This is a genomic window from Aurantimonas manganoxydans SI85-9A1, assembly GCF_000153465.1.
Taxonomy (GTDB): Bacteria; Pseudomonadota; Alphaproteobacteria; order Rhizobiales; family Rhizobiaceae; genus Aurantimonas; species Aurantimonas manganoxydans.
The window spans coordinates 1,614,267-1,639,418 of sequence record NZ_CH672387.1 but is presented as its reverse complement, the minus strand read 5'-3'; the positions used below and the strand labels follow the sequence as shown (position 1 = coordinate 1,639,418).

Here is a 25,152-nt window from a genome sequence, read left to right as displayed (position 1 = left end):
GATAAATTCGCGGTCCGGAACTCCCCGGTTGCAACACCGGGGCGATTGCGACGCTTTCGCCACAGCGGCGACCATAGCTGGCGAACCCTGCGCAAGCCTTTGCAGATTCTGATTTTTCGCGTGGGGGAACGGGGAGTTACGTAGGATGAGATGGGCACGCCTACGGCGCGAGGAGACAAAATCGTGTCCCGAGCGTGTCATAAATACGACAGATCGGCGGCTCGGCTCGAAGGGCCGGATGAGACCGGGCATTGGAGGAGCACGGCGCCTCCTTACGAGGAAACGCCGTGCTCCGGATCGTGACGCTACTGCAGCCGTTCGAGTGCGGCCGACAGCTTGTCGGCCTCGATCCGGTAGCCTTCGCGCTTCTCGCGCTCCTGCTCGACGATCTCGTCAGGGGCGTTGGCGACGAACTTCTGGTTGGAGAGCTTGCGATCGATCCGCTCGATCTCGCCGAGAGCCTTGTCGCGCGCCTTGCCGAGGCGGCTGCGCTCGGCGGCGACGTCGATGAGCCCGGCCAGCGGCAGCGCGAAGCTGCCGCCCGCCGCGAGGATCTGCGCCGACTGTTCCGGTGCCGTCTCCGCGGTGACGATGGTCGCCAGCCGCGCCAGCCGCTTCACCGCGGCGCCGTGCCGCTCCAGCCGCGCCGCGGTCGCCGCATCCGGCGCCACCGCGACGAGATCGGCCTCGGTCGCCGCCGGCACGTTCATCTCGGACCGCACCGAGCGGATCTCCGACACCACCTCGATCAGCCAGTTGATGTCGTCGGCGGCGTCGCGGTCGGCGAAGTCGAGCACCGGCCAGGCCGCATGGCACAGCAGCGACGCGCGTTCGCCGGCGGCGGTCACCTGCCACAGCTCCTCGGTGATGAACGGCATGAACGGATGCAGCAGCGCGTAGATCCGGTCGAGAACCGACCCCATGACGTGCCGCACCTCATTGGCCGCGGCCTCGTCGCTGCCCATCAGGGCCGGCTTGGCCAGCTCGACATACCAGTCGCAGAACAGGTTCCAGACGAAGCGGTAGAGCGTCGCCGCCGCCTCGTTGAAGCGGTAGGCCGCGATGGCGGTCTCGGTCTCGGCGATGGTGCGTCCGAGCTCGGTCACGATCCACCGGTTCAGCGGCAGCGAGAGCTGCGACGGATCGAGCGTGCCGCCATGCACAGCGCCGTTCATCTCGGCGAAGCGCGTCGCATTCCACAGCTTGGTGCCGAAGTTGCGATAGCCGGCGATGCGCTGCGGATCGAGCTTCACGTCGCGGCCCTGCGCCGCCATGATCGCCAGGGTGAAGCGCAGGGCGTCAGCGCCGAACTCGTCGATGAGATCGAGCGGATCGACCACATTGCCCTTCGACTTCGACATCTTGGCGCCGGTCTTGTCGCGCACCAGAGCGTGAACATAGACCGTGTGGAACGGCTCCTCGTCCATGAATTCGAGGCCCATCATCATCATCCGGGCGACCCAGAAGAAGATGATGTCGAAGCCGGTGACGAGCACGCTGGTCGGATAATAGGTCGCCAGCTCCGGCGTCTGGTCCGGCCAGCCGAGCGTCGAGAACGGCCAGAGGGCAGACGAGAACCAGGTGTCGAGAACGTCCTCGTCGCGATGCAGAAAGCCGTCGCGGCGCGCCGGGTCGGCGGCCATGGCCCGGGCTTCCTCGTCGTCGATCGTGCCGTTGGTGACATAATGCGACAGCGCCGCGGCGACGGCCTCTTCCTCGGTCTTGGCGACGAAGATCTCGCCGTCCGGCCCATACCAGGCCGGGATCTGGTGGCCCCACCAGAGCTGGCGCGAAATGCACCAGGGCTGGATGTTCTCCATCCAGTCGAAATAGGTCTTTTCCCAGTTCTTCGGCACGAACTTGGTGCGGCCCTCGCGCACCGAGGCGATGGCCGGCTCGGCCAGCGTCTTGGCGTCGACATACCACTGGTCGGTGAGGAACGGCTCGATCGGCACGCCGCCGCGGTCGCCATGCGGCACCGTGTGCGGATGGTCCTCGACGGCGGCGAGGAGACCACCCTCCTCCATCATCGCGACGATGGCCTCGCGCGCGGCGAAGCGGTCCTCGCCGTCGAGCGCCGCGATGGTGCGCTCGATTTCGGCGGTCTCGTCCAGACCGTCGAGGAAGGCTTCGTTCTCGGCCAGCGTGATCTTCGCGGCGATCGTCAGAATGTTGATCTGCCTGAGATCGTGGCGCTTGCCGACCTCGAAATCGTTGAAGTCGTGCGCCGGCGTCATCTTCACCGCGCCGGTGCCGGCCTCGGGATCGGGATATTCGTCGGCGACGATGGGGATCCGGCGGCCGACCAGCGGCAGGATGACGGTCTTGCCGACGAGGTCACGGTAACGCGGATCCTCGGGGCTGACGGCCACGCCGCTGTCGCCCAGCATGGTCTCGGGCCGGGTCGTCGCGACGACCAGATGGTCGCGGGTCTCGTAGCCGGCGGGCTCGCCGTCCGACGGTTTCCAAGCGGTGCGGTTGCCCTCGGCATCGAGATTGTAGGGATGCTCGTAGGTGACGCCATCGGCCAGCGGATAGCGGAAATGCCAGAGGTGACCCTTCACCTCCTTCTGCTCGACCTCCAGGTCCGAAATGGCCGTCAGCAGCTTCGGGTCCCAGTTGACGAGCCGCTTGTCCTTGTAGATCAGGCCCTTGCGATAGAGCTCGACAAAGACGTGCAGCACGGCCTTGGACAGCCCTTCGTCCATCGTGAAGCGCTCGCGCGACCAGTCGCAGGATGCGCCGAGACGGCGAAGCTGGCCGAGGATCGCCCCGCCCGATTCGCCCTTCCACTGCCAGACCCGCTCGATGAAGGCGTCGCGGCCCATGTCGCGCCGGCCCGGCTCCTTGCGTTCGGCCAGCTGGCGCTCGACGACCATCTGCGTGGCGATGCCGGCGTGATCGAGGCCCGGCTGCCACAGCACCTTCTTGCCGCGCATGCGCTCGAAGCGCACCAGCACGTCCTGCAAGGTGTCGTTCAGCGCGTGCCCCATGTGGAGCGAGCCGGTGACATTGGGGGGCGGAATGACGATCGAGAAGGCTTCGGCGTCCTCGGCGGCGCCGGCACCGGCGCGAAACGCCTCGGCCTCTTCCCAACGCTCGGCGATACGCGGCTCGATCGCCGCGGCGTCATAGGTCTTTTCGATCATGGCTTGTCCGGTGCGCGCGCCAGCCGGATACCCCGGGGCGGTGATGTTCCAGAACCGGTTACAGCCTTGCTTTCGACACTGTCAACGAAGAGCCGGTCGGCCCGCGATGCGATCCGTGCGCCGCAGGCCGGGTTCGTCAGCGGCGACCGCCGCGGGCGACGCGCTCGATCTCCTCGCGGACCAGCCGCTCGACAAGGCGCGGCAGGTTGTCGTCGAGCCATTCCTGCAGCATCGGCCGCAGCATCTGGCGGACGGTCTCGTCCATGGTGCGCATCTGCTCATCACGGATGACGCGGGCGAGGTCGTCGAACGACCCGGCGATGCGCTCGCCGGCCTCGTGCGAGACAAGGGCATGGATGTCGGCCGCCGCCGCCGCAACTGGTGCGGACGGCGTCGCCGGTGCCTTGACGGCGTCCGCGGCCTTGGCCTCGGCCGGCTCGTACGCCTGCGGTGACGGGGGCGCGGTCATGGCCGGAGCCGCCTCGTCCTCGTCGTCGGCTTCGTCCTCGGCGCCATCGCCCGTGACGGAATCGGTTGCCACGTCGGCGTCGGCCCGACCCGCCTCGAACAGGCCCGCCCGGTCGAGAAGCTCGCTGGCAAACTCCTCCTCGTCGAACTCGCCGAGATAATCGGCCGGCTCATCGACTTCCGCCGAGACGTCGGCAGCGCGCGATGTCGCAATGGACCCGGCCGGCATCGGTGCGGCCTGCGCGGAGGCCATCGCTTCCGCAGGCTCCAGCTGCGCTGCGGCAGGCACTTCGTCCTCGTCGTCGGCCGCAGCCATGGCCGCGACATCGGCCACGGGTTCGCGCACCGCGTCCGTCCGGCGCTCGGACGCCGCGGCAAGCGAGGCGGCCTGCAGCCGTGCCGACGACAGCGCCGTCACGTCGCTGGAGATGTCCGCGTTGGTCGTATCCGCCGCATTGCCCAGGCGTCCGTCATGGGCGGCGACCGCCTGCCGGACGGCCGTTTCGACATCGTCCTCGACCATGTCGAACGAGAGACCCAGGCCGGACGCCAACCCGGCGTCGTCCTCGGCATCCTCATCGGCCGCGACCGGGGCCGCAGGCGGCACGATCCCGAGCTTGGGCCGGGAGGCCTGACGCACCGTATCGTTGGCAGGACGTCCGAGCCCGTCGAAGCCGGAGACCTCGTCACTCTCGGCCTGAACCGGTGCCGGGTTCTCGAGGCGCGGCTCCGTCAGCGCGGGCCTGGAACCCTGCTGCGTGCGCGTTTCCGGCTCGGCAGACCGCGGGTCATCGCGCTCGGCCGAAGCGGCCGGCTTGGCCGCAGCCCGGCGCGAGGGAGACTTCTCCTCGCCGCTTTCGATAATACGCCGGATCGAGGCCAGGATCTCGTCCATGGACGGTTCCCGTGCCGGTAGAGCATTGCTCATGACGAGCTCCCGCAAAATTGGGCGACAGGCGCAGACCCTATCGTTCGAATCATGCGTGAAGCCTAAGCGCAAAGGGCCTCGACGGGAATCCCGCAAGGCCCTTCAGCGTCTCTATCACCAGCTTCTTGCAGCGTGCTGTTGCCGGCCGGACTCGCTTCGCGGGGTCCGGCGCTCGCCCGATCGAGGCTCAGCGGCCGTCGGGGGTGCGCAGGCCGAACCACTTGTCCTCGACCGCCTCGTAATGCTCGGTCGGACGATAGACATTCGCCACGAGGTTGAGGCGCTCGGCGGACAGGCGGCCGATGGCCGACAGCACGGCATAGCCGGCGACGACCTCGTCGCGGGTCGAACCGGCCAGGAGGATCTGGGCCGAGATCACGTCGGCCTGGGAGTTCAAGACGTCCAGCGTGGTGCGCTGGCCGACATTGCGCTCTTCGATGACGCCGTTGAGGGCGAGCCGCGCTGCGTCGACCTGAGCCCGGTAGCCCGTGATGTTGGCCCGTGCCGCCTGCAGCTGCGCCCATGACGTCGCCACCGCGGCGCGCACCTGATCACGGGCGCCATCCACTTCGATGCGCCGCTGGCCGAGCACTTCCTTGGCCTGGCGCACGACGGAACTGGCGCGACCCCCCTGATAGATCGGGATCGTCAGCTGCGCCCCGACCGAGGCAGAGACCTCGTTCTGGGTGTTCACGCGCACGCCGGGCAGGCTGGACGGGTCGCGCTCGTTGAGGGCGTAGGTGTCGTCGACACGGCCCGTCAGGCTCAGCTCGGGCAGAAAGGCGCCTTCGGCCGACTTCACCTGGAAGGCGGCCGCGTCCACAGCCGCCAGCGTCGCCTGGATCGCCGGATGCTCCGCCTGGGAAATGCGGAAGGCCTCGTCGACCGAGCGCGGCAGCACGCCGGACGGCAGCGTGCCCGCAACCAGATTGTCGGGCGAGTCGCCGATGATGTCGAAATAGGTCGCCTCGCTGGACGCCACCTGCGACAGCGCGCTGTTCAGCAGCGCGGTTGCCAGCGCCTGCTGCGATTCGGCCTGCGCCACGTCGGTCCGCGTGCCCTCACCGACTTCGAAACGTGCGCCGGCGGCGCGAACCTGCTCTTCGAGGAAGCCGAGATTTTCGCGGCGCAGCGCGGCAATGCGCCGGTCGCGCAGGACATTCATGTAGGCGCTTGCGGCATCGAACAGGACGTTCTGCTCGGTGTTCGACAGATTGCCGCGCGCCGCCCGGATCTGGGCCTGCGCCGCGGCGACGTTGTTCTGGGTCTGGAAGCCGTCGAAGATCGTCTGGTTCAGCTGCACGCCGAAACCGATCGAATCGGTCCGGTCGCGAATCCGCGGCAGGTCGTCGCCGCGGGTCGTGCGGCTGCGGCTGGCATTCGCCGAGCCGACACCGCTGATGAAGGGGCGAAGCGCCGAGCGAGCCTGCGGCACATTCTCGTCGGTCGCGCGAAGCTGGGCGCGGGCGGCGTTAAGCTCCTGATTGAACTTGTAGGCCTTGGCCAGCGCCTCGGTCAGCGTCTCCGCCAGCGCGCCACTGGGGGAGGACAACAGCGTGCCCGCAGCCAGAAGCGCGGCAATCACAGTTTTGCCGATCAATATTCATACTCCACGACGCGGCTCACCCCAGGAACGATTACCGCCCTCGCCCGGATCGGGAACTTCAGACCCGGGAATGCCGTTAGTAATTTTGGCGCATACTAATCAGGCTTACGACCGATCGATCAAGCGACCCGGCCCCAGGCCCGGCATTTGTTTCGTGGATCGGCAAATCTGCAACGATGCCGATCCTCAGAAGGCGAACTCGGCCTTCTTCTGGAAGCCCGGCAGCGGCCGGATGCTGCAATTGAAGCCGAAGCGGCTGCCGACGACACCATTGTCGTCCCGGAAATAGAGCTTGGCTTCGGCCGCATTGCCCTGCCCCTCGACGACGACCAGACGGCCGCCGGGGCGAAGCTGCTGCAACAGCGTTTCAGGAAGAATACCGACCGAGCCTTGCATGAAGATGACATCGAACGGCGCTTCCGACGGGTACCCCTCGTTCAGCGGACCTTCGACGACGGCGCAGGTGACATAGTCGAGCCGGGCAAGGTTCTCGGTCGCCGCTTCCGCCAGATCCGGATCCTGCTCCAGCGAGACCACCGAGCCGGCCAGATGCGACAGCACCGCCGACGAATAGCCGGTGCCGCAGCCGACATCGAGAACGACGTCGTCGGGGCGGATCGCGGCCAGCTGAATCAGCTTGGCAAAGGGGGAGGCTTCCATGATGAAGCGACCGTTGCCGAGCGGCACGTCCTCGTCGATATAGGCGAGCGGCTTGCGCGCGGCCGGCACGAACTCTTCGCGCGGCACCTCGAGGAAGGCCCGCAGGATCTCGTGGCGGGTCACGTCGGTGGTGCGAATCTGGTTGTCCACCATCCGCGTACGGGCGGCATCAAAGTCCATGGTCGACATTCCGATCTCTCGTCGCCGTTTCGCCTTGTTCTCTGTCGTTTCCTTAGTCGCGCCCTAGAAGCGAGGCAAGGCGAAGATCGCCGCAACGCACCGTTCGGCGTTGCGGCGTGACAGAAAACCGGGACTGCCGGCATGACGATGTTCGCAGATCGGATCTGAGGGGCTTGCGAGAGCCCAATCAAATCAGTAGGTACAGCGCCGGTGAGGCCTCGTGGCGGAGTGGTTACGCAGAGGACTGCAAATCCTTGCACGGGGGTTCGATTCCCTCCGAGGCCTCCAGCTTTTTCCCCTACATTGCATTCATGACAGTTCGGTGCCGGGCGACGCGGCCGCCTGTCGTCGTATGCGGCTTACTGGGCCGGGAAGAAGCGCGGGCCGATCAGGCGATAGCCTTCGGCGGTGCGCTCGACGGGCTCCTGCGGCGCGATGTTGCGGATGGTTTCCGGCCGCGGCGTCGGGATCGGCACGCCGTTGGACGCGCTCTTGATGCTGCGGCTCTCGCGCGGTTCGACCGACAGCGATGCCATCTCGATCATCCCCTGCGACAGGGAATCGCCGGAGGTCGACTGCGCGCTGGCCGGAACCGTGAAGAGCGCTGCTGCCAGGATCGGGGCTGCCGCAAGCTGCTTGAACATTGTATCCGCCTCTCATTCGTTTGTTGGAAAGCGAAAGGGGTCGAAGCGGAATTCGGTTCCCGATGAGCGACTTGGCGCTCAGGCGACGGTTTGCGATTGGTATACGGCCGCGCGCTTGCGCCGCATCACCTCCGGCAGCGTGGCGATCAGATGATCGACCAGCACCCGCACGGCCGGCAGCATGCCGCGCCGCGACGTGAACAGGAGATGCACCATGCTCTCGCCGGCATGATAATCCGGCAGCACCCGGACCAGCGCGCCAGAGGCGAGCGCGTCGTAGCAGACCGCCTGGGGCAGCATCGCGACACCCAGGCCTTCGATGGCGGCCTCGCGGGAGACGGCGAAGTCGTTGACCAGGAGCCGCGGTTCGTGGCGGATCCGCACCGGTCGGTCGGCGCCGTCATAGAGCTCCCAGATGCTCTGGTCCTGCGTCTTCTGATGGGCGATCGTCGGCAGGCCGGCCAGGTCCTCCGGCCGCGCGATGGCCGAATGCGCCGCAAGGAAGGCCGGACTCGCCACCAGGACGATGCCGATCGGGCCCAGCTTGCGCGCCACCAGATCGGAATTCTCCTCAAAGGCGAGATTGGCGCGGATCACCACGTCGACCCGCTCGGCAATGAGATCGATGGTCTCCAGCGATACCAGCAATTGCAGCCGCACCTTGGGATAGGCCGCGAAGAACGCCGGCAGCACGCCGGCCAGCGCATGTTCGCCGAATCCCGGCGGGCAGCCAAGCCGGACCAGCCCGCGCGGCTCGGCGGTCAGGGTCTGTGCTGCCTCCTCGGCCGCCTCGGCTTCGGCAAGCGCCGCACGGCAATGGCCGTAGAACACGTCGCCGACCGCCGTCAGCGACAGCCGGCGGACCGAGCGCTCCAGGAGCTGGACATCGAGCCGCTGTTCCAGAGCGGCGACGCGGCGGCTCAGCTTCGACTTCGGAATGCCGAGTGCCCGGCCCGCCGCGGCAAATCCGCCATGGCGCACCACGGCCTCGAAATAGAAGAGGTCATCGAGATTGGGCATGCGTTCCACCAGTAGGACGACGAGTTGCAATTCCGCCATCTACCACCGGCAGCGTTCCAACAATAGGTCCGGTGCATCGCATCATTGCCGTGTTCCGGACACTGCAAAACGCAGTCCGCCGGAGCCTCCAAACCAAGGGACCATTGCCATGAAGACGCTTTCGCTCCTCGCCGCAGGCCTCGCGGCATCCCTCGCCTTCGCTGCTCCGGCCTCGGCCCAGCTCGCCTCCACCGGCGACGTCGGCTATGGCCATTTCTACGGCGAGTTCCAGTCCGGCCAGCGCGCCGCAGCCGACCGCAGCGAGACGGTTCGCAACGACGCTCGCCGCGTGACCCGTACCGAACGCCGGGCCGCGCCGCAGACCGCCCGTGACGCGGCGCGATTCGCGCCCGCCACCCGCACGACCGTCACGCCGCTGGCCTATCAGCCGGTCGCCAACGGCCTGTAATCGGCACCGGAGCTTCCTCCCAGCTCCCGTCGCCCGCAGGGCGCTGCCGGACTTGCGGCAGCGCCCTTTTTTCCGTTGACGATGTTCATGCTTCGTTCCATCTAGCGGGCATGAGCGATACCAGCAGACCACGATCGGGGACCCTCGGCGAAGCCGCACGACGCGGCATGCTGGTCACCGCCACATGCCGCAAATGCGGCCACGCCGCCTCGTTCCTGGCGGTGGACCTAGCCATGGCCGCCGATCCGGCGGGCCCGCTGGAAAAGCTGGCGTTTCGCTGCCGCGAATGCCGCGAACGCGACTGCGAGGTCGAGGCCAGGGAGCTCGATCGGGACCGCCGCCCGAACATCGTGGTGTGGCGGCCGACGCGGCTGCGCTGACGGGCCGATAGGCCGAGCGCTCAGTTGCGGCGGGTTGCGCGCCAGCGGCCCCAGCGCACCGCGCTGCGACGGCGCCACCGCCGCACCGGCCCGAGATCGACCGACAGCACCAGAAGGCCGAGGGGAATCATCCAGAAGCCGACGATCGGCAGGAAGCCGACAGTGCCGCCCAGGACCAGCGCGGCGCCCGTGGCGATCCGCAGGCCCCGCGAGGCCGGCAGCGGCATGTCGCGTCCCATGACCGCGATGCGGTGCGCCTTGCGGACCGACGGTTCGTCGTGGCCGCCGTCGGCATCAGGCGCGTCCTGCTGTTCGTCCATGACCTGCGGCATTCCTTGTGGCCCGTCACCTGCGCTGCGACATGGGCGCGGCGCCCCGTTCGCACAAGCCTTTGCCGCTCTGACGGTTTTTCCGCCATGCTGCTATGCGTTTTTTTGCCCGGACGGGTTGGCAAATGCGCAATCGCTTTGCTATAGGCACGCCAACGCGCTGGACGCGTCATTCCCCGATAGCTCAGTTGGTAGAGCGTTCGACTGTTAATCGAATTGTCGCAGGTTCGAGCCCTGCTCGGGGAGCCAGTTTCTTGAAAGCCGTCAGTCTCGCGACCGGCGGCTTTCTTCGTTTCAGCGCCCTGTTCCCCACTGCCGGACGGAACGCGCGCTGCCCCGATTCGGCCCATTTGGTCGCACCGCCCTCGCCTCCCCGCGCTTTCGCGACACATGGTGCCCCACACCGGGCCGGCCGGATTACGCCGGGACAAGCGTAGGCAGCATTCATGACGCAGACATCACAGAGCGAACCGATCGTCGTCTGGCTTCGGGACGATCTCAGGCTGGACGACAACCCGGCCTTGGCCGAAGCCGCCGACAGCGGACGCCCGGTCGTGCCGCTCGTGGTTCTCGACGAGGAGAGCGACGGCGTGCGGTCCCTCGGCGGGACGCACAAATGGTGGCTGCATCATTCGCTGCAGTGCTTCGGCAAGGATCTCGCCGACAAGGGCGCGCCGCTGATCCTGCGCCGTGGCAAGGCGAGCGAGCATGTCGTCGACATCGTCGAATCGACCGGCGCGACGACGCTTCTGATGAACCGGCGCTACGACCAGGCCTCGCGCGCCGTCGACGACGCGGTCGAGGCGGCGCTGGGCAGCGATGTCGAGGTGCAGCGCTTCACCGCCAACATCCTGCACGACCCCGACAAGGTGCGCACCAAGACCGGCGGCTGGTACAAGGTCTATACGCCGTTCTGGAAGAACCTCGCCGAAGACGAACCCCGCGATCCGATCGATCCGCCGGACAAGCTCGCATCGCTCGACGACCAGCCCCGCTCGGACAGGCTGGAGGAATGGGACCTGTTGCCGACGCGCCCGGACTGGTCCGGCGGCATCGCCGCGTTCTGGAAGGTCGGCGAAGCCGCCGCGCATGAGCGCTTCGAGGAATTCTCCGACGAATGGCTGAACGATTATCCCGACGGGCGGGACCGTCCGGGGGACGATGCCACCTCGCGCATGTCGCCGCATCTGCGCTGGGGCGAAATCTCGCCCTATCGGCTCTGGCACATGGCGGAAGCCTGTGCGAACCGGCGCAAGACGATCCCGGGCGACGCGCTGAAGACCTTCAAGAAGGAGCTGGTCTGGCGCGACTTCAATTATCACCTGCTCCACAATTTCGGGCCGCTCGCGACGCAGAACTACAATGACCGCTTCGATGCCTTCCCCTGGCGCAGCGCGAAGTCCGAGCTGCGGGCCTGGCAGAAGGGCCTCACCGGCTACCCCATCGTCGATGCCGGCATGCGCCAGCTCTGGGAATGCGGCTGGATGCACAATCGCGTGCGGATGATCGTCGGCTCCTTTCTCACCAAGGACCTGCTGATCGACTGGCGCGAGGGCGAGCGCTGGTTCTGGGATACGCTGGTCGATGGCGACATCGCCTCGAACACGGCCCAGTGGCAGTGGATCGGCGGCAGCGGCGCCGACGCCCAGCCTTATTTCAGGGTCTTCAATCCGGTCACCCAGAGCCAGCGCTTCGATGGCGACGGCGACTATATCCGCCGCTTCGTGCCCGAACTCGCCGATCTGCCGGACAAGGTCCTGCACGCCCCCTGGGAGGCCGATGCCGATACCCTGGCCGAGGCCGGGGTGGAATTGGGCAAGACCTATCCGAAGCCGATCGTCGATCACGGGACGGCGCGCAAGCGGGCGCTCGATGCCTATGGCGAAGTGAAGGGCTGAGCCGACCGGACGCCGCCATCGCTGCCGTCGCCGATTCGGTCGCCGCCCCTGCTGGCGCCGGGTGGTTCCCGGTGTGTGGCGGCAGACAAGTTTCCCGTCACGGCAATCATTGCCTTGCCACCCCCACCCGCCGGTCATAGTTTCGCGGCAGCATTCCGCATCCCGCCAATCAGGTCCCAGATGTCCCGATACAATTCCGTCCTCGACGCCATCGGCAACACGCCGCTCATCCGACTGCACAAGGCATCGGAAGCGACGGGTTGCGAGATCTACGGCAAGGCCGAATTCCTGAACCCCGGCCAGTCGGTCAAGGACCGCGCCGGGCTGTTCATCATCCGCGACGCCGAGGAGAAGGGGCTCCTGGAGCCCGGCGGCATCATTGTCGAAGGCACCGCCGGCAATACCGGCATCGGTCTGTCGCTGGTCGCCGATGCGCTGGGCTATCGCACCGTGATCGTCATCCCCGAGACCCAGAGCGAGGAAAAGAAGGACGCGCTGCGCCTGATGGGCGCCGAGCTCATCGAAGTGCCGGCAGTCCCCTACAAGAACCCGAACAATTACGTGAAGGTCTCCGGCCGCTTGGCCGAGCAGCTCGCCCGGACCCATCCGCAGGGCGCCATATGGGCGAACCAGTTCGACAATCTCGCCAATCGCGACGGCCATGTGGTCACGACCGCCGAGGAGATCTGGCACGGCACAGGTGGCGAGATCGACGGCTTCATCTGCGCCGTCGGCACCGGCGGCACCCTGGCCGGCACCGCCATGGGCCTGAAGCGCCGCTCCGGGCAGATCAAGTTCGGCATCGCCGATCCGATGGGCGCCGCGCTTTACAGCTACTACACGACCGGCGAGTTCAAATCGGAAGGCTCGTCTATCACCGAGGGCATCGGCCAGGGCCGCATCACCGCCAATCTCGAAGGCTTCGAGCCGGACTTCGCCTACCAGATCCCCGATGACGAGGCCCTGCGCATCGTCTTCGACCTGATCACCGAGGAAGGGCTCTGCCTCGGTGGCTCGTCGGGCATCAACATCGCCGGCGCCATCCGGATGGCGAAGGAGATGGGCCCCGGCCACACCATCGTGACCATCCTGTGCGACTACGGCAATCGCTACCAGTCGAAGATGTTCAACCCGGCCTTCCTCCGAGACAAGGGCCTGCCAGTGCCGCAGTGGATCGAGCGCACGCCGCAATTCGACGTGCCCTTCGAGCCGGTGGACTGACCATGTCCGAGGCCGGAACCGAGCGCGTCTATCAGGACGATTCCTATCTATCGACGATGGAAGCCGAATTGCTGCGCGTCGACACCACCGCCGACGGGCGCCCTGGCCTTGTCTTCGCGCGCACCAATTTCTTCGCGGCCGGCGGCGGCCAGCCGGGCGATACCGGTTTCGTCGAAACGGCCGACGGCCGCCAGGTGAAGATCGTCGACACGGTCTACGCCGCCGACAAGTCCACCATCCTGATGCTGGTCGAGGACGACGCCGCCCTGCCGCAGCCCGGCGAGACGCTGGTGCTGCATGTCGACTGGAAGCGCCGCTACAAGCTGATGCGCATGCACACGGCCTGCCATCTCCTCACGGTCGTCTGTCCGTTTCCGATCACCGGCGCGGCGGTCGGCGAGGACGAGAGCCGTGTCGATTTCGATATCCCCGAAGGCGCGCCGGACAAGGCCGAGGTCACCGCCGGCCTGATGGAACTGGTGGAGGCCAACCATCCGGTGTTCACCCGCTGGATCAGCGATGCCGAACTCGACGCCAATCCGGGCCTGGTGAAGTCGGCCAACGTCAAGCCGCCCCGCGGCACCGGGCGCATCCGCCTGGTCTGCGTCGGCGACGAAGGGGCGGTGGACACCCAGCCCTGCGGCGGCACCCATGTCCTGGAAACCGGTGAAGTCGGCGAGATCCACATCGGCAAGATCGAGAAGAAGGGCAAGGTCAACCGGCGCTTCCGCATCCGCTTCGGCCCCCTGCCCGCCTGAAACCCGTAACTGCCCTTGCCGCGACGGGAACGGGTGCGATCTACTGCGCCATCCGTTGGCCGCGGCGCTCCGTGGCACCAGTGCATGATCGAGGCGGCGCATGAGCCACAACCCCTTCCTGATCTCACCCGACGAGCTCGCCGGCCATCTCGGCAAGCCGGGCCTCTCGGTCGTCGACGCCTCCTGGTATCTGCCGGCGCAGAAGCGTCTGGCCGAGCCCGAATTCGAGACCGCCCATATTCCCGGCGCGGTGTTCTTCGATCAGGACGCGATCGTCGATCCCGCCTCGTCGCTGCCGCACACCTTGCCTGCGGCCGCCGATTTCGGCGCAGCCGTCGGCAGGCTCGGCATCCGCGAGACCGACACCATCGTCGTCTATGACGGGATGGGCCTGTTTTCCGCGCCACGCGTCTGGTGGATGTTCCGGACCTATGGTGCAAAGGACGTGCGCATTCTCGATGGCGGCTTTCCCGCCTGGCGAGCCGGCAACCATCCGGTCGAAACTGGCAAGGTCTCGCCCGAACCCGCGACTTTCGAGGCCAGCTACGACGCCGATGCCGTCGCGACGCTCGACGAGATGCGCCGGATCGTCGACGACGGCGCGCTGCAGGTGGTGGACGCGCGCCCGGCCGACCGCTTTGCCGGCGAAGCCGCCGAGCCGCGCCCGGGCGTTCGCGCCGGCCACATGCCCGGCGCCCGCAATCTGCCCTTCCTGCAGCTTGCCGAGAACGGCCGGCTGAAATCTCCCGAGGAGCTGCGCGCCGCCTTCGCTGCGGCAGGCGTCGATCCCGATGCTCCGGTGGTGACGAGCTGCGGCTCTGGCGTGACCGCCGCCGTGCTCAACCTTGCGCTGGAAACCCTCGGCAGCCGGCAGCACCGGCTCTATGACGGCTCCTGGACGGAATGGGGCGGCGCGACCGACACACCGGTCGTGACCGGATCGTGATCCCCATGCGCCTGTTGACGACCACGGTCACCAGCCTGGAACTGCGTCAGCCGCCCGAGCGGGTGGCCTCGCCGCCGGCTTCGGACACGGAGCTGAGCTTCCGCGAAATCCGTGACATCGCGCTCGATGCCTATCGCACGCTTTATCGCAGCGTCGGCGATCCGCATCACTGGACGTCGCGGATCTTGCCGGACGACCGCCTCGACCGGGAAATCCACGACGAGGCGACCCGCATCTTCGTGCTTCTGGCCGACGACATCGTCGCCGGCTGGTTCGAACTGGAAATGCGCCGGTCGTTGAAATCGGCCCGAATCGTCCATCTCGGCATCATGCCCGCCTTTCGCGGCCGCGGTCTTGCCGATCATCTGGTGTCCAAGGCGATCGTCACCGGCTTTTCGGAAGGCGCCGAACGCCTGACCATCGAGACCAACACGCTCGATCATCCCGCCGCCCTGCCGCTGTACCGCAAGCACGGCTTTACGCCCTATGCGACGCGGATGGTCCAGACGCCGGCGATCGAATCGGTCGAGGCACTGGCCAAGGCGCATCACACGCCGGCCCCGACCAGCATGGTCGCCGGGGACACGCCGCGATGAGAATCATCGGCACCGCGGACGCGGATCACCTCCTGACCTGGACGGCGGTGACCGAGGCGATCCGCGACGCGCATCGCCTGCCGCAGGCCGAGATCGGCGACATGCTGCTGTCGCGCGATGGCCGCAGCCTGCTCAATCGCGGCGCCTGGATCGAAGGACTCGGCATCGCGCTGAAATCGGTGACCGTCTATCCGGACAACCCGCGCCGCGACCCGCCGCTGCCGTCCGTACAGGGCGGCATGCTGCTGTTCGACGAGGACAGCGGCGCGCCCACGGCGCTCGTCGATGGCATCCTCGTCACCAAATGGAAGACCGCCGGCGATTCCGTCCTCGGCGCAAAGCTGCTGGCCCGCCCCGATTCGCGGCGGCTGCTGATCTGCGGCGCCGGCACCGTCGCCCGCACGCTGATCCCCGCCTATGGCGAGCTCTTCCCCGACCTCGAACAGATCATCCTGTGGAACCGCAGCACCGACAAGGCCGAGGCGCTTGCGGCGGAATGCGCCGGCAACGACATTCCGGTGACGGTCGCGACCGAGCTGGCGGAGGCGGTCGCCGCCGCCGACATCGTTTCCACGGCCACCCTGTCGAAAGAGCCGTTCCTGAAGGGCGAGTGGCTGAGCCCCGGCACCCATGTCGACCTGATCGGCGCCTTCCGGCCGGACATGCGCGAAGCCGACGACACGCTGCTCCAGCGCGCCGAGCTCTTCGTCGATTCCCGCCGCACGACCTTCGGCCATATCGGCGAAATCCAGATCCCGCTCGACGCCGGGACCATCACTCCCGACGACGTCCTGGGCGACCTGCACGATCTGTGCGCCGGAACCGCCGGCCGGTCCTCGCCCGACGCCATCACCGCCTACAAGAATGGCGGCGGCGCCCATCTCGACCTGATGGTCGGCGCGCTGATCCGGCGACTGGTCGAAGCCGGCGACAGCCGCGGCTGAACGCCGGGACGGGAGCGACGATCCCGACGGTTTCAAGCCGGGACCAGACGCGATAGACGAAGCCACGCCTGCCACCGCCGAACGGACGCTGCCCTTGCTCTGGAAAACGCTTATCGCTTTCGTTGTCGTCCTGCTGCTGGCCGGTGGGGTCGTCTGGCTGTTCGGACCGCGCGAACCGGTGGAGACGACGATCCGCTTCGATCCCGCCGCCATCGGCGCCGATGCCGACGCCTATCTCGCGCGCACCGAGGCGGACATTCCCAATCTGCGCGAGAACGCACAGAAGGAGATCGTCTGGGCCTATCCGGCCTCGCGCGCCCGCACGCCGATCTCGATCGTCTATGTGCACGGCTTCTCCGCCGCCAAGGGCGAGACGCGTCCCCTTGCCGACAAGGTCGCGGCATCCCTGGGCGCGAACCTCTTCTACACGCGGCTCACCGGCCATGGCCGCGACAGCGCCGCAATGGAACAGGCCGACGTCAACGCCTGGCTCAACGATCTGGCCGAAGCGGTCGCCATCGGCCGCGAGATCGGCAACCGGGTCATCGTCATCGGCACCTCGACTGGCGGCACGCTGGCGACCTTCGGAGCCACACAGCCGGGACTGATGCAGGATGTGGCGGGACTGGTGCTGATCTCGCCGAATTTCGGCCTGCTCGACCGCTGGGCCTTCGCGCTGGACCTGCCCTGGGCCCGCGATCTCCTGCCGCTGGTCGGCGGCGAGACCCGTGGCTTCGATCCGCTGAACAATCCGCAGGCGGAGAACTGGACGACGCGCTATCCGATCGGCGCGCTGGTCCCGATGGCGGCGCTGGTGCGCGAAACCCTGCGGGCCGACATCTCCGGCATCGCGCTTCCGGTCCTGACGCTGTTCTCGCCGAACGACCGGATCGTCGATCCCGCCGCGACGGAGGCGGTCATGGCGCGCTGGCAGGGCCCGCGCGAAGTGGTGGAGGTTCCGGTGAGCGGCGATCCGGCGAGCCACGTCCTGGCGGGTGATATCGTCTCGCCGCAGACGACGGACGAGATCGCCACGCGGATCGTCTCCTGGGTCGAGGCCCTGCCCCGCACCGACTGATCTCGGGCCGCCGCCCTGCGAGCGCCGGCCTTCATGCGGCCAGACTGCCCGAAACGAAAAATGGCGGATGGCTGCTCGCCACCCGCCATCGATAGATCCTACCTCAGGCTGCGTCGCCGTTCGGTGCGCCGTCCTCGGGATGCACCGAAGCCAGAAGCTTCGCCGCGTCCTGCGCGTCCTGGGGCGTGAAGACGAGGCCGATGGGCGCGTCGCCATTGCGGATGATCAGGGCGACATTGCCGTCAGGGAGCTGCGAAACGCCCTCCAGCTTCTCCACCATGACACCCTGGATGCCGTTCTCGTTGTCGTTCTGATCGGACATGCCATCTCCTGGTGTTCGGGGTAAGCTCTCCAACCTAATCAGTCGGCCCGAGAGTTAAACCACCACACCCGGATTTCCCGGCATTCCGCAGCCCCGCCGCAGTCAGACAGGCGCCGACTGCGAGCGCAGGAAGCCATCGACGCGCTCGAGGGCCCGCACGATGTTCTCCTCCGAATTGGCGTAGGACAGCCGCACATAGCCCTCGCCGAGAATGCCGAAGTCCGGCCCGCCGATCAGTGCGACGCCCGCCTCTTCCAGAAGGGCCGAGGCCAGCTTCTTGGCCTTCCAGCCGGTCTGCGAGATGTTCGGGAACGCGTAGAACGCACCCTTGGGCGTCGCGCAGGAGACGCCCGGCAGCGTGTTCAGCCCCTCGACCACCACCTTGCGGCGCCGGTCGAAGGCCCGCATCATCGTCTCGACGTCGTCCTGCGGACCATCGATCGCGGCGATGCCGGCGAACTGGCTCGGGGCATTGACGCAGGACCAGCAATTGACCGCGAGCTTCCGGATCTTGTCCATCAGCACCTCGGGCCAGATCGACCAGCCCATGCGCCAGCCGGTCATTGCCCAGGTCTTCGACCAGCCGTTCAGGACGATCAGCCGGTCGCGGATTTCCGGGAAGGTCAGGAGCGAGCAATGCGCCTCGCCGTCATAGGTCATCACGTCGTAGATCTCGTCCGACATGATCGCCACGTCCGGATGGTCGGCAAGGCCCTTCACCAGCTTCTCGATCTCGGCGCGCGGGGTCACGCCGCCGGTCGGGTTGGCCGGCGAATTGAGGATCAGGAGCCGGGTCTTCGGCGTGATCAGCGACAGCGTCTCCTCGGCCGAGAAGGCGAAGCCGTTCTCCTCGCGCACCGGCACCGGCACGGGCGTCGCACCGGTGAACTCGATCATCGAGCGATAGATCGGAAAGCCAGGATCAGGATAGAGAATCTCAGCGCCCGGCTCGCCGAACATCAGGATCGCCGCATACATGGTCGGCTTGCCGCCCGGCAGGATCATCACAGATTCCGGCGAAACCTCGATGCCGGTGGTCGCCAGCGTCCGGCGCACCACGGCCTCGCGGGTCGCGATCAGGCCATTGGCCGGCGTGTAGCCGTGATGGCCGTCGCGCAGCGCCTTGATGGCCGCTTCGACGATATGCTCCGGCGTGCGGAAATCCGGCTGGCCGATGCCCAGATTGATGATGTCGCGGCCCGAATTGGCAAGGGCGGTGGCGCGTGCGAGCACCGCGAAGGCGTTCTCCTCGCCGATGCGGTCGAAGGCGGAAACCGTATGCAGCATGTTCGTCTCTCGAAAGGCCCGGGCATCTGAAGGGACGCGCGCGGATCTGTGGCTCGTCGGGGTTTCGCGGCGCAAAGCCGATGGGCGATCCGTATGGCATCCCCCGGCCGGTGTCGAGTTCGGCCGCACCTTGCGTCACGCCGCAGGCCGCGCTCACGGGCCCGGCCGGAGCCGGCGCGAAACCCGCCCCACATTCCCACATGCGTGCTAGGCTCGACGTCGCCAGGGCCCGGCAGGTGGAGTCCGGGAACCGGCCGGCTTGCCGGAGCAGGTGCTGCGGCAGCCTCTTGAGGAGGATCCCCGACGCATGAAACTTGCAACCATCAAGGATGGCAGCCGCGACGGCCGCCTCGTCGTCGTCTCGCGCGATCTCACGCAGATGACCGACGCCGCGTTCCTGGCACGGACCCTGCAGGCAGCGCTCGACGACTGGGCGCGCGTCGCGCCGCATCTGGCGACGCTGGCCCAGAGTCTGGAAACCGGGGCGGTGCCGGCCGAGCGTTTCCACGAGCACGATGCGGCCAGCCCCCTGCCCCGCGCCTATCAATGGATCGAGGCCGCGACGGACGCCGCCGGGCCCGACGACGGGCCGGAGCTCCGCCAGGGCGCGTCGGATGCCATCCTCGGCCCGCGGGAGCCAATCCTGGCCGCCGACGAGGCATGGGGCATCGATCTGGGCGGCGGCATCGCGGTGATCACCGGTGACGTGCCGATGGGCGCGGAACCCGCCCAGGCACGCGAGGCGATCCGTCTGGTCATGCTGGTCAATGCCGTCGCGCTGCGCGGCTCCGCCGATTCACCCGCGGGGACCGATGGCCGTCTCGGCGCGGCAAGCCCGACCTTCTCCCCCGTCGCCGTGACCCCGGACGAACTCGGCGAAGCATGGGACGGCGGCCGGCTCGGCGGCACGCTCTGCGTCGATCTGAACGGCAAGCCGCTGGGCCGCGTCGATGCGGGTATCGGGACGCGCTTCGATTTCCCCGCGCTGGTCGCCCGGGCGGCACGGACCCGCCGGCTGACGGCCGGCACGATCGTCGGTTCGGGTACGGTCGCCGATCAACCGGAAGGCGGCCAGGGCGCCTCGATCGAGGCGGGCGGCTCAGGCCATTCCAGCCTTGCCGGCCTTCGTCGCGCCGAGGCGGCTGGCGGTGCAGATCCGCGCACGCCGCTCCTCGGCTTTGGCGACACCGTGCGCATCGAGATGCTGGACGAGCGCCGGCATTCGATCTTCGGCGCCATCGAGCAGAGCGTCGAAAGCGTCTGACCAACTGACGGCACGCGTTCCCGACTTTGTCGGGAACGCGGTTCCCTGCCTGTCCGCGCGGACGTCGGCTCGGCCTATTGCAGCAGGCGCGGCAGCAGCAGCGAGATCGCCGGGAAGGCGATCAGCAGCAGCACCCGCACGATCTCCGATCCGAAGAACGGCATCACGCCCTTGAAGGTCTCGCGCATCGGCACGTCCGGGGCGAGCGAGTTGATGATGAAGACGTTCAGCCCCACCGGTGGCGTGATCAATCCGAGTTCCACCACGACCAGGATGATGATGCCGAACCAGATCTTGGTCTCCTCGGGGCCGAGCCCGAAATCGAGCCCGGCGACCACCGGCCAGAAGAACGGGATCGCCAGGATCACCATGGACAGGCTGTCCATCAGGCAGCCGAAGATCAGGAACGCCACGATGATCAGGGCGAGGATCTGGAACGGCGCGAGGCCGCTCTCCTGCAGGAAGCCAGCGGCCGCCTGCGGCACACCGGCCCGCGCCATGAAGATCTTCAGAAGTTCGGCGCCGAGGAGGATCAGGAAGATCATGCCGCTGGTGCGGGCCGTCTCCAGCAGCGCCTCGACGAAGCTGCCCCAGTTCAGCCGTCCAAGCCCGAAGCCGTAGATTCCAACGAGGAAGACGCCGATCGCGGCCGCCGCCGTCGGGCTGTAGATGCCGGCATAGATGCCGCCGATGACCACGCCGAAGATGATGGCGACCGGGATCACCGCGATGCTCGCCGCCACCAGCTCCTTGCGCGGCACCGCCTCGCCGACCGGGCCGGAGCCGGGAACCAGGCGGACATAGATGGCGATCGTGGCCATGAACATCAGCATCGCCAGGATGCCCGGAATCAGCGCGGCGGCGAACATCGTGACGATGTTGGTCTCCACGATGATGGCGTAGACGATGAGCACGACGGAGGGCGGGATCAGGATGCCGAGCGTGCCGCCGGCGGCGATCGTGCCGGTGGCGAGCGAGGGCGAGAACTTGTAGCGACGCAGTTCCGGCAGCGCGACCTGCCCCATGGTCGAGGCGGTGGCGGTGGACGAGCCGGACAGCGCACCGAAACCGCCGCAGGCCGCGACCGCCGCCATGGCGACGCCGCCGTTGAAACGTCCGAGCCAGGCATTGGCGGCGCGGAAGAGATCACGCGACAGGCCGCAGCGCGACGCCAGTCCCCCCATCAGGATGAACATCGGCAGCACCGACAGGTCGTAGTTGGAGAACTGCGCGTAGGCGAGGTCCTTGAGCTGGTACAGAAGCACCGTCGAACCGGACTGGATGGCCGTGCCGGCCATACCCACCAGGATCATCGTGTAGGCGATCGGCACCCGGACCGCGATCAGGAAGAACAGCAGTACAAGCCCGAGAATGCCGAGCAGGAACGGGTCGATCATCGGGGTCTACTCGCTCGCTGTCGCAGAAGGGTCCTCGGTCCATTTCGGCTGGCCGCGCATGCCGGCGACCCCGTCGAGGATCGTCACCATCGCCGCGAGGAAGAGCAGCGCGAGCGACAAGAGGATGGGCGGAAAGGCGGTCCACAGCGGCAGCTTCAGCACCGGCGTGACTTCCGGGTACTGGATGTAGCTGCCGAAGCCGTAGGACATCTGGCGCAAGAGCAGCAGCGCGAAGGCCGCCGTGAAGATCGCCGAGAACAGCGCCATCGCGGCCTTGGCCCCCTCGCTCATGCTTTCGGTGAAGATATCCACCGTCACGTTGGCGCCGGCCAGCTGGCAGTACGGCAGGAACATGAAAATGCCGATGGCGACGAAATGCTTGACCAGTTCGTGGTCGGCCGGGAACGGCGCCGAGAAGGCGATGTTCGAGCCGGCGCTCAGCGCCGTCATCACGGCCAGCCCGGTCAAAAGGACGCCGCCGCCCAGCGCCCAGTAGCGCACGAGGCGTGCGACCAGCCGGACGCCGGCGGCCAGCCGGCCGGTGCGGCGGGGCATGAATGCCCCGTCGCCATTTGTGTGGCCGCGGACCATCAGGACTTGTGCTTGTCCATGGCCGCCCGCGCCGCCGCGACGAGGGCCGCGGAATCGAAGTCGGTGTGGTCGGCCTGCCATTTGTCGACAACCGGTCCGAGCGCGTCGTTGAAGGTCTGCATCTCCTCGGCGGTGAGCTGGATGTGCTCGTTACCGGCGTCGACCGCGACCTGGATGCCGTGATCGTCGGCGCCGCGCCAGATCTCGGCGACCTTGCGCAGGAAGGCCTCGTCGGAGTTCTTGTCGAACACCGCCTTCAGATCGTCCGGCAGCGCTTCCCAGCGCCCCTTGTTCATCGAGACCTGGAAGGTGGTCGTGCCGAACCGGTTCTTGTCCGGTCCCTCGATCTGGTACTGGGTCACCTCCTGCAGCTTCAGCGGCGGAATGATCTCCCAGGGGATCAGCGCCCCGTCGACGGCATTGGTCGACAGCGCCTGCGGCAGGTCCGGCACCGGCATGGTGACCGGGGTCGCGCCCATCGCGGTGACGACGTCGTTGCCGGTCGGCCCCGGCACGCGCAGCTTCTTGCCCTGGGTATCGGCAACCGTGCGGACCGGGCTGTTGGCCATCTGGATCGCCTGCCCGGCATGGACGTGGTTGAACAGGAGATGCACCGGCTCGTATTCGGGCGCCAGATATTCGTCGTACATCTCGCGCATCGCCAGATTGGCGGCGGCGATGTCGTTGGTGAAGATGGTCGGCAGCTCGAACACTTCCGAGCGTGGGAAGAGACCGGGCGTATAGCCGTTCACCGTCCACACGATGTCGACGACGCCGTCGGCGACCTGCCGGAAGAGCTGCGGCGGGGCGCCGCCAAGGGTCATCGAGGGGTAAATCTCGATCTTCACCCGGCCGCCGGAATCGGCCTCGATCGACTGGGCCCAGGGCTCCAGCATCTGGCTGTGCGCCGGCGCCTTGGGGCCGAGGAAGTGATGCAGCTTCAGCGTCACCTCGGGCTCGGCCGCCCAGCTCTTGCGCATCAGCGCGGGGGCCGCGAGCACGCCCGCCGTCGCCGCCAGGAACTGCCGTCTCTTCATCCTCAACATCGCGTCCTCCTCTTAGCTCGTTCCGGACGACACCCTCGGTGCCCCGGTCTCGGGATGCGGATCATCTCCCGCCGCGTCCCGCTTGCCTCGTTCGACCTCCGGCTGTGCCGGCAAACTCGTTTTGCTTCCAACTAGATTGTCACGCCGCGCAGGGCTTAGCCATCCCTTCCCCATTGCCGTGCGACCATCGTCGGAGAACCGCTGGACGGCAAGCGGTGCCAGACATTCCGGCCTGCATGCGCCCGGTTGATCGCGACCCCGGCGTTCCTCAAGCGGAAGCCAGCCAGACGTCGAGAACCGCCGAGCGACCTTGATTGCGCACCATGTCGAACGCCTCGGCCACCGCCGCCTCCAGTTCGTCGGGCCGCTCGACCCGGCGCGCATGGGCGCCGCCGGCCGCCGCGGCGATGTCGGCATATTTTGGCGGCGGGTCGAAGCCGATGTCGAGATCGTCGGCCCGGCTGGCATAGCCGTCCGGATGGACGCCCATCGCCGAGAAGCGCGGCGCCTTCCAGCCCCGGTTGTTGTAGACGATCTGCACGAATGGCGTGCCGTATTTGGCCGCCATCCAGTGCACGCTGGACGGCACCGAGAACATGTAGGAGCCGTCGCCGGTCATCGCGACGATCGTCTTGTCGGGCGCCGCGAGCTTGGCACCGATGGCCGCCCCGCCGTTCCAGCCGAGCGAGCCGCCGCCGGAGGTAAAGATCGAGCCCGGCTCGGTCATCCGCATGTGGTTGAAGATCACCGGATAATTGGTGATGCCCTCGTTGAGGACGATGGTGTCGGCGTCGATGTGCCGGCGCACGCAGGCCGTGGCGAATTCCGGCGTGATCGTGTCCGGCACTCCGGCTTCGAGCGCGACAAGGCCCTCGCGCCGGGCCGCGCTGGCGGCGGCATGATGGCGGCTGCGCCGATCGACGATCTCCGCTGCCGGCTGCCATGCGTCGAGCCCGGCATTGAGCTGCGCAAGGGCGGTCGCGGCATCGGTGCGGAAGGCGTGGCGCGCACCGATATACCAGAGCGGCATCGCCTCCTTCAGCGGATCGACGTCCAGATGGATGATCGTCGCATCCCCGGCCGGCTTGCTGATGGTCGGGATCCACGGCACGTCGCTGTCGATGATGATGACGCAGTCGGCTTCGGCCAGCGCCGCGTTCTGGCGCGGCTCGTTCCACTGGTTGCCGCGATAGAGCGGATGGTCGTGCGGGAAGTTCATGGCGTTCGGCACGGATTCCAGAACGCCGATGCCGAGACGTTCGCAGAAGCGGACGAGTTCGGGCACCGCTTCGCGATTGCGCCCGACATAGGAGGTCACCACCAGCGGCCGCTCGGCGTTCGCAACCGCGTCGAGGATGGTGCCGACCGCCGCCTCGGGCAGCGCGGCGGGGGCGAGCGCGCCCCACTGACCGGGATCGATCGTCACCGGCTCGGCGAGTTCCTCCTCCATCACCTCGCGCGCGCCCATCAGATAGACCGGGCCACGGGGTTCGGAGCCGGCGAACTGCATGGCCCGGTGGACGAGCTGCTTGACGTTGCGCCCGGTGCGCACCTCGTTGTCGTATTTCATGTAGCCGCGCACGATGCCGCGCTGGTCATGCACGTCCTGGATCCACTGGATGAACTCGTTGCGGCTGCCGCGCATCTCGCCTTCCTGGGTGAAGGGCGAGGCGCCGGCGAAGATCAGCATGGGCACGCGGCCCCTGGCGGCGTTGTGCACCGCGCCGGCCAGCGCCTGGGTGCCGCATTCGACGTGGACGATCACGGCCTGCGCCTGTCCGGAGACCTGCGCGAAGCCCTGCGCCGCGCTCATCCCGGCCATCTCGTTCGGACAGGTAATGACGCGGGGCACCGGGCGCCCCTCGGCGCGGGCCTCGGCGATCGCCTCGATCAGCCCGGGATGGTCACTGCCGAAATTGACGAAGAGGTGGGTGACGCCCGCTTCCATGAGGGCTTCGAGAAAGGCGGTGCTGGCGGTGTACATCGGTGGCG

Annotated in this window: 23 protein-coding genes and 2 tRNA genes; 12 read left to right on the top strand and 13 right to left on the bottom strand. The window is 67.5% G+C overall.

Translation table 11 applies throughout. From position 1 onward, the window contains the following. Positions 1-305: 305 nt before the first annotated feature. From SI859A1_RS07800 to SI859A1_RS07785, 4 genes are all read right to left on the bottom strand, one after another. Positions 306-3,149: a valine--tRNA ligase gene (locus tag SI859A1_RS07800; protein ID WP_009209261.1), complete on the bottom strand. Its 2,844-nt coding sequence runs from the start codon at positions 3,147-3,149 to the stop codon at positions 306-308. A gap of 136 nt (positions 3,150-3,285) precedes the next feature. Further along, positions 3,286-4,545 carry a PopZ family protein gene (locus tag SI859A1_RS22270; RefSeq protein WP_276324892.1) on the bottom strand — a complete coding sequence of 420 codons (1,260 nt, stop codon included), beginning with the start codon at positions 4,543-4,545 and terminating at the stop codon, positions 3,286-3,288. Between the two features lie 187 nt (positions 4,546-4,732). Next, positions 4,733-6,148, bottom strand: coding sequence for a TolC family outer membrane protein (locus SI859A1_RS07790; protein ID WP_040325527.1), 1,416 nt, complete (start codon positions 6,146-6,148; stop codon positions 4,733-4,735). Between the two features lie 189 nt (positions 6,149-6,337). Then, positions 6,338-6,991 carry a protein-L-isoaspartate O-methyltransferase family protein gene (locus SI859A1_RS07785; protein WP_009209258.1) on the bottom strand — a complete coding sequence of 218 codons (654 nt, stop codon included), beginning with the start codon at positions 6,989-6,991 and terminating at the stop codon, positions 6,338-6,340. Between the two features lie 214 nt (positions 6,992-7,205). Here SI859A1_RS07785 and SI859A1_RS07780 point away from each other — a divergent pair. Then, positions 7,206-7,279: transfer RNA gene (locus SI859A1_RS07780), tRNA-Cys, on the top strand. Between the two features lie 71 nt (positions 7,280-7,350). Here SI859A1_RS07780 and SI859A1_RS21625 read toward each other — a convergent pair. Both SI859A1_RS21625 and SI859A1_RS07770 read right to left on the bottom strand, forming a co-directional pair. After that, positions 7,351-7,635: a hypothetical protein gene (locus SI859A1_RS21625; RefSeq protein WP_040325526.1), complete on the bottom strand. Its 285-nt coding sequence runs from the start codon at positions 7,633-7,635 to the stop codon at positions 7,351-7,353. A 78-nt stretch (positions 7,636-7,713) separates the two neighbouring features. Then, complete coding sequence (locus SI859A1_RS07770) at positions 7,714-8,655, bottom strand: LysR family transcriptional regulator (protein ID WP_009209256.1); 942 nt, start codon at positions 8,653-8,655, stop codon at positions 7,714-7,716. 148 nt (positions 8,656-8,803) lie between these two features. Between SI859A1_RS07770 and SI859A1_RS07765 the strand changes: the two genes are divergently transcribed. Then, positions 8,804-9,103 (top strand): hypothetical protein, encoded by a 300-nt coding sequence (locus tag SI859A1_RS07765; RefSeq protein ID WP_040325524.1) that lies wholly within the window; start codon positions 8,804-8,806, stop codon positions 9,101-9,103. Positions 9,104-9,270: 167 nt separating this feature from the next. Beyond that, positions 9,271-9,483, top strand: coding sequence for a hypothetical protein (locus SI859A1_RS07760; RefSeq protein ID WP_024351467.1), 213 nt, complete (start codon positions 9,271-9,273; stop codon positions 9,481-9,483). A gap of 20 nt (positions 9,484-9,503) precedes the next feature. Here SI859A1_RS07760 and SI859A1_RS07755 read toward each other — a convergent pair whose 3' ends face one another. Next, entirely contained in the window at positions 9,504-9,803 is a 300-nt protein-coding gene (locus SI859A1_RS07755) for a hypothetical protein (protein WP_420804749.1), read from the bottom strand. 182 nt (positions 9,804-9,985) lie between these two features. Between SI859A1_RS07755 and SI859A1_RS07750 the strand changes: the two genes are divergently transcribed. The 8 genes from SI859A1_RS07750 to SI859A1_RS07715 all read left to right on the top strand — a co-directional run bounded on the left by SI859A1_RS07750 (position 9,986) and on the right by SI859A1_RS07715 (position 17,253). Beyond that, a tRNA-Asn gene (locus tag SI859A1_RS07750) sits at positions 9,986-10,061 on the top strand. A gap of 197 nt (positions 10,062-10,258) precedes the next feature. Next, a complete protein-coding gene (locus tag SI859A1_RS07745; protein ID WP_009209253.1) occupies positions 10,259-11,710 on the top strand; it encodes a cryptochrome/photolyase family protein in 1,452 nt (483 codons plus the stop codon). Positions 11,711-11,890: 180 nt separating this feature from the next. Then, positions 11,891-12,931 carry a cysteine synthase A gene (locus SI859A1_RS07740; protein ID WP_009209252.1) on the top strand — a complete coding sequence of 347 codons (1,041 nt, stop codon included), beginning with the start codon at positions 11,891-11,893 and terminating at the stop codon, positions 12,929-12,931. A 2-nt stretch (positions 12,932-12,933) separates the two neighbouring features. Next, on the top strand, positions 12,934-13,689 hold the full coding sequence (locus tag SI859A1_RS07735; RefSeq protein WP_009209251.1) for an alanyl-tRNA editing protein: 756 nt from the start codon (positions 12,934-12,936) through the stop codon (positions 13,687-13,689). A gap of 100 nt (positions 13,690-13,789) precedes the next feature. After that, positions 13,790-14,635, top strand: coding sequence for a 3-mercaptopyruvate sulfurtransferase (sseA, locus tag SI859A1_RS07730; protein ID WP_009209250.1), 846 nt, complete (start codon positions 13,790-13,792; stop codon positions 14,633-14,635). A gap of 5 nt (positions 14,636-14,640) precedes the next feature. Then, positions 14,641-15,231 (top strand): GNAT family N-acetyltransferase, encoded by a 591-nt coding sequence (locus tag SI859A1_RS07725; RefSeq protein ID WP_040325523.1) that lies wholly within the window; start codon positions 14,641-14,643, stop codon positions 15,229-15,231. Next, entirely contained in the window at positions 15,228-16,175 is a 948-nt protein-coding gene (locus tag SI859A1_RS07720) for an ornithine cyclodeaminase family protein (RefSeq protein WP_009209248.1), read from the top strand. The genes SI859A1_RS07725 and SI859A1_RS07720 overlap by 4 nt, the downstream gene beginning before the upstream one ends. A gap of 94 nt (positions 16,176-16,269) precedes the next feature. Beyond that, complete coding sequence (locus SI859A1_RS07715) at positions 16,270-17,253, top strand: alpha/beta hydrolase (RefSeq protein ID WP_009209247.1); 984 nt, start codon at positions 16,270-16,272, stop codon at positions 17,251-17,253. A gap of 103 nt (positions 17,254-17,356) precedes the next feature. Here the strand turns inward: SI859A1_RS07715 and SI859A1_RS07710 are convergent, their stop codons facing one another. Beyond that, the gene (locus SI859A1_RS07710) at positions 17,357-17,575 is read right to left on the bottom strand and encodes a hypothetical protein (RefSeq protein ID WP_024351475.1); all 219 of its coding nucleotides are present in this window, start codon (positions 17,573-17,575) and stop codon (positions 17,357-17,359) included. Positions 17,576-17,677: 102 nt separating this feature from the next. Further along, a complete protein-coding gene (locus SI859A1_RS07705) occupies positions 17,678-18,862 on the bottom strand; it encodes a pyridoxal phosphate-dependent aminotransferase (protein ID WP_009209246.1) in 1,185 nt (394 codons plus the stop codon). Positions 18,863-19,169: 307 nt separating this feature from the next. Between SI859A1_RS07705 and SI859A1_RS07700 the strand changes: the two genes are divergently transcribed. Then, the gene (locus SI859A1_RS07700; RefSeq protein ID WP_009209245.1) at positions 19,170-20,126 is read left to right on the top strand and encodes a fumarylacetoacetate hydrolase family protein; all 957 of its coding nucleotides are present in this window, start codon (positions 19,170-19,172) and stop codon (positions 20,124-20,126) included. Between the two features lie 74 nt (positions 20,127-20,200). On the opposite strand, the gene SI859A1_RS07695 is transcribed toward SI859A1_RS07700, so the two are convergent. From SI859A1_RS07695 to SI859A1_RS07680, 4 genes are all read right to left on the bottom strand, one after another. Then, the gene (locus tag SI859A1_RS07695) at positions 20,201-21,523 is read right to left on the bottom strand and encodes a TRAP transporter large permease (protein WP_040325521.1); all 1,323 of its coding nucleotides are present in this window, start codon (positions 21,521-21,523) and stop codon (positions 20,201-20,203) included. Between the two features lie 6 nt (positions 21,524-21,529). Continuing rightward, positions 21,530-22,078 carry a TRAP transporter small permease gene (locus SI859A1_RS07690; RefSeq protein ID WP_148233774.1) on the bottom strand — a complete coding sequence of 183 codons (549 nt, stop codon included), beginning with the start codon at positions 22,076-22,078 and terminating at the stop codon, positions 21,530-21,532. A gap of 35 nt (positions 22,079-22,113) precedes the next feature. Beyond that, complete coding sequence (locus SI859A1_RS07685; RefSeq protein ID WP_009209242.1) at positions 22,114-23,160, bottom strand: TRAP transporter substrate-binding protein; 1,047 nt, start codon at positions 23,158-23,160, stop codon at positions 22,114-22,116. Positions 23,161-23,428: 268 nt separating this feature from the next. After that, complete coding sequence (locus SI859A1_RS07680; RefSeq protein WP_009209241.1) at positions 23,429-25,144, bottom strand: thiamine pyrophosphate-requiring protein; 1,716 nt, start codon at positions 25,142-25,144, stop codon at positions 23,429-23,431. Between the last annotated feature and the right edge of the window lie 8 nt (positions 25,145-25,152).

Excerpts from the sequence above, each read along its gene's own strand:
- SI859A1_RS21625 (WP_040325526.1), bottom strand. The coding sequence starts at position 7,635 with ATGTTCAAGCAGCTTGCGGCAGCCCCGATCCTGGCAGCAGCGCTCTTC.
- SI859A1_RS07700 (WP_009209245.1), top strand. The coding sequence starts at position 19,170 with ATGAAACTTGCAACCATCAAGGATGGCAGCCGCGACGGCCGCCTCGTC.
- SI859A1_RS07785 (WP_009209258.1), bottom strand. The coding sequence starts at position 6,991 with ATGGACTTTGATGCCGCCCGTACGCGGATGGTGGACAACCAGATTCGC.
- SI859A1_RS07745 (WP_009209253.1), top strand. The coding sequence starts at position 10,259 with ATGACGCAGACATCACAGAGCGAACCGATCGTCGTCTGGCTTCGGGAC.
- SI859A1_RS07755 (WP_420804749.1), bottom strand. The coding sequence starts at position 9,803 with ATGGACGAACAGCAGGACGCGCCTGATGCCGACGGCGGCCACGACGAA.
- SI859A1_RS07685 (WP_009209242.1), bottom strand. The coding sequence starts at position 23,160 with ATGTTGAGGATGAAGAGACGGCAGTTCCTGGCGGCGACGGCGGGCGTG.
- SI859A1_RS07725 (WP_040325523.1), top strand. The coding sequence starts at position 14,641 with ATGCGCCTGTTGACGACCACGGTCACCAGCCTGGAACTGCGTCAGCCG.
- sseA (WP_009209250.1), top strand. The coding sequence starts at position 13,790 with ATGAGCCACAACCCCTTCCTGATCTCACCCGACGAGCTCGCCGGCCAT.
- SI859A1_RS07760 (WP_024351467.1), top strand. The coding sequence starts at position 9,271 with ATGCTGGTCACCGCCACATGCCGCAAATGCGGCCACGCCGCCTCGTTC.
- SI859A1_RS07735 (WP_009209251.1), top strand. The coding sequence starts at position 12,934 with ATGTCCGAGGCCGGAACCGAGCGCGTCTATCAGGACGATTCCTATCTA.
- SI859A1_RS07710 (WP_024351475.1), bottom strand. The coding sequence starts at position 17,575 with ATGTCCGATCAGAACGACAACGAGAACGGCATCCAGGGTGTCATGGTG.
- SI859A1_RS07740 (WP_009209252.1), top strand. The coding sequence starts at position 11,891 with ATGTCCCGATACAATTCCGTCCTCGACGCCATCGGCAACACGCCGCTC.
- SI859A1_RS07705 (WP_009209246.1), bottom strand. The coding sequence starts at position 18,862 with ATGCTGCATACGGTTTCCGCCTTCGACCGCATCGGCGAGGAGAACGCC.
- SI859A1_RS07720 (WP_009209248.1), top strand. The coding sequence starts at position 15,228 with ATGAGAATCATCGGCACCGCGGACGCGGATCACCTCCTGACCTGGACG.
- SI859A1_RS07765 (WP_040325524.1), top strand. The coding sequence starts at position 8,804 with ATGAAGACGCTTTCGCTCCTCGCCGCAGGCCTCGCGGCATCCCTCGCC.
- SI859A1_RS07690 (WP_148233774.1), bottom strand. The coding sequence starts at position 22,078 with ATGCCCCGCCGCACCGGCCGGCTGGCCGCCGGCGTCCGGCTGGTCGCA.
- SI859A1_RS07680 (WP_009209241.1), bottom strand. The coding sequence starts at position 25,144 with ATGTACACCGCCAGCACCGCCTTTCTCGAAGCCCTCATGGAAGCGGGC.
- SI859A1_RS22270 (WP_276324892.1), bottom strand. The coding sequence starts at position 4,545 with ATGAGCAATGCTCTACCGGCACGGGAACCGTCCATGGACGAGATCCTG.
- SI859A1_RS07800 (WP_009209261.1), bottom strand. The coding sequence starts at position 3,149 with ATGATCGAAAAGACCTATGACGCCGCGGCGATCGAGCCGCGTATCGCC.
- SI859A1_RS07770 (WP_009209256.1), bottom strand. The coding sequence starts at position 8,655 with ATGCCCAATCTCGATGACCTCTTCTATTTCGAGGCCGTGGTGCGCCAT.
- SI859A1_RS07695 (WP_040325521.1), bottom strand. The coding sequence starts at position 21,523 with ATGATCGACCCGTTCCTGCTCGGCATTCTCGGGCTTGTACTGCTGTTC.